The sequence below is a fragment of the Candidatus Magnetominusculus xianensis genome (assembly GCA_001541255.1).
Taxonomy (GTDB): domain Bacteria; phylum Nitrospirota; class Thermodesulfovibrionia; order Thermodesulfovibrionales; family Magnetobacteriaceae; genus Magnetominusculus; species Magnetominusculus xianensis.
The window spans coordinates 1-1935 of the sequence record LNQR01000112.1 but is presented as its reverse complement, the minus strand read 5'-3'; the positions used below and the strand labels follow the sequence as shown (position 1 = coordinate 1935).

Annotated in this window: 2 protein-coding genes; both read right to left on the bottom strand. The window is 64.6% G+C overall.

Annotated elements, in window-relative coordinates; translation table 11 throughout:
* Positions 1–464: glycosyltransferase (locus ASN18_RS14085; protein ID WP_157073010.1), on the bottom strand; the 464-nt coding region annotated here is incomplete at its 3' end.
* Positions 461–1935 (bottom strand): B12-binding domain-containing radical SAM protein (locus ASN18_RS14080; RefSeq protein WP_236861773.1); only part of this gene is annotated, 1475 nt, incomplete at its 5' end. The genes ASN18_RS14080 and ASN18_RS14085, both read right to left, overlap by 4 nt.

Sequence of the window (1935 nt, the reverse complement as noted above, 5' to 3'; positions counted from 1 at the left end):
CGACCCTGGGCGCTGTTGAAACTGCCCGCGAAGGAGTCCATGGCCAGCCCCACGGCCTGCACGAAGGGGGTGCTGTCTGGGGGTGGCACATTGCCCCCGCCCACCGCCACCACCGCGGGTTCCACGCTCCGGTGGTGGAGGAACGCTTTGGACAACCGTTCCAGCCACTCCGGCGGGGCCTCGCAATCCGCGTCGATGAAGGCGACATGGGGATGCCGGGCGGCGGCGACCCCCCGGTTGCGGCCGATGGCCGTCCCCTTGCGGGGTTCGCTGACCAGCAGCACCCGGGGATGGATGGCGGCGTAGGCCGCGATGATCTCCCCGGTTTTGTCCCGGGACCCGCCATCCACCGCCACGATCTCGAAGAGGTGGGGGGGGTGGCTCTGCGTCAGCAGCGAGTCCAGGCACCGGGCGATGTTCCCCGCTTCGTTCCAGCAGACCACGATCACGGAAATTTCCATCATTTCATGCGCTCCAGGAAGGCGTTCCGCAGCAGTTTCCAGAAGAAGGATTGGGCGGAGAGCAGGCTGCGATACCCTTCTGCGGGGTCACGGACAGCCTGCCACAGTTTCTTCAGCAGGTAACGGGGACGCAGATGATAGCGTCTCAGGTAGTCGTCGCACAACGCCACCATCTCCCGGGACGACAGCTGAGGAGTCTCCAGGACGCAGTTGTGCTGACCCTCCCCGTCCAGCCAGCGGGCGTAATCGGTGGTGGTCAGATAGCCGTTGCTTTTGGCCCATTCGAAGGCTTCCGTGCCTGGATAGACGTACAACGGATAAAACTGCATGCTGTCGCAATCGGCCTGGATGGCGAACCGGTAACTGGCGGCCAGGGTCTCCCTGGTGTCCCCCGGATTGCCCACCATCATGCAGCCGTGGACCAGCAGACCCGCCTGTTTGACATCCTGGACGAACCGCCGGTATTTTTCCAGGGTGATCCCTTTGCCCATGGCGTCCAGAATGCTCTGCGCTCCGCTTTCGAACCCCACCGTCACCAGGCGGCAGCCGGCCTTTTTCATCAGGGCCAGCAGTTCCGGTTTCACGTCCCCCCGCACGTTGCAATACCATTTCAGCCTGAGCCGCCGCCGGATGATCTCCTCGCAGATCCCCCGGACGTGAGCGGGACTGGCGGTGAAGCAGTCGTCCTCGATGCCCACCTCTTTCACCATGGGCAGATGGGTCTGGATGTACGCCAGTTCATCCACCACGTTCCGCGCGCTGCGCACCCGGTAGCGGCGGGAGTGGAACACCTGGGGATAGACGCAGAAGAAACAGCGATGGGGGCACCCCCGGCCCGTGATGATCATCACCATGGGATAATTGGCGGCGGCGAAAAAATAGTCCCGGACATTCAGGTGCTGGAGGTAGACCCGGGAGACGAAGGGCAGGGCGTCCAGATGTTCCAGTTTCTCCCTGGGGGCGGTCAGGAACGGTTCTCCCGCCCGGCGCAGCGCCAGCCCCTGGACCGGCTCCAGGGGTTGGCGGTGTTCCAGCGCCCCGGCCAGCTCCACCACCGTGGCGTCATACTCCCCGATGGCGACGCCGTCGATGGCCGGGTTCCGTGACAGGGACTCCTCCGGCAGGGCCGAGGGGTGGGTGCCCACCAGCAAAATGAAACTGGCGGGAAAACGTTCCTTGATCCGGGCCGCCACGGCGCTGTCGTGATGGATGCTGGGGGTGCTGGTATCGACCACCACCAGGCCCGGCTGCCAATCTTCCAGAAAAAGGTACAGGTCGTCCAGGGTGGCCAGGCGGGCCGGGGCGTCGAACAGTCGCGCGTCGTGACCGTTGTGTTGCGCCCAACCCGTGGCGTAGGCCAGCCAGATGGGATAGTAGAAGGTTCCCCCCTTGGTGACCGCCGGACTGCGGGAGGTGCGGGAGAAGCGGCCCAGGAAGGGCGGATTCAGGAACAGTATGTTCATCGAGGTGTGAA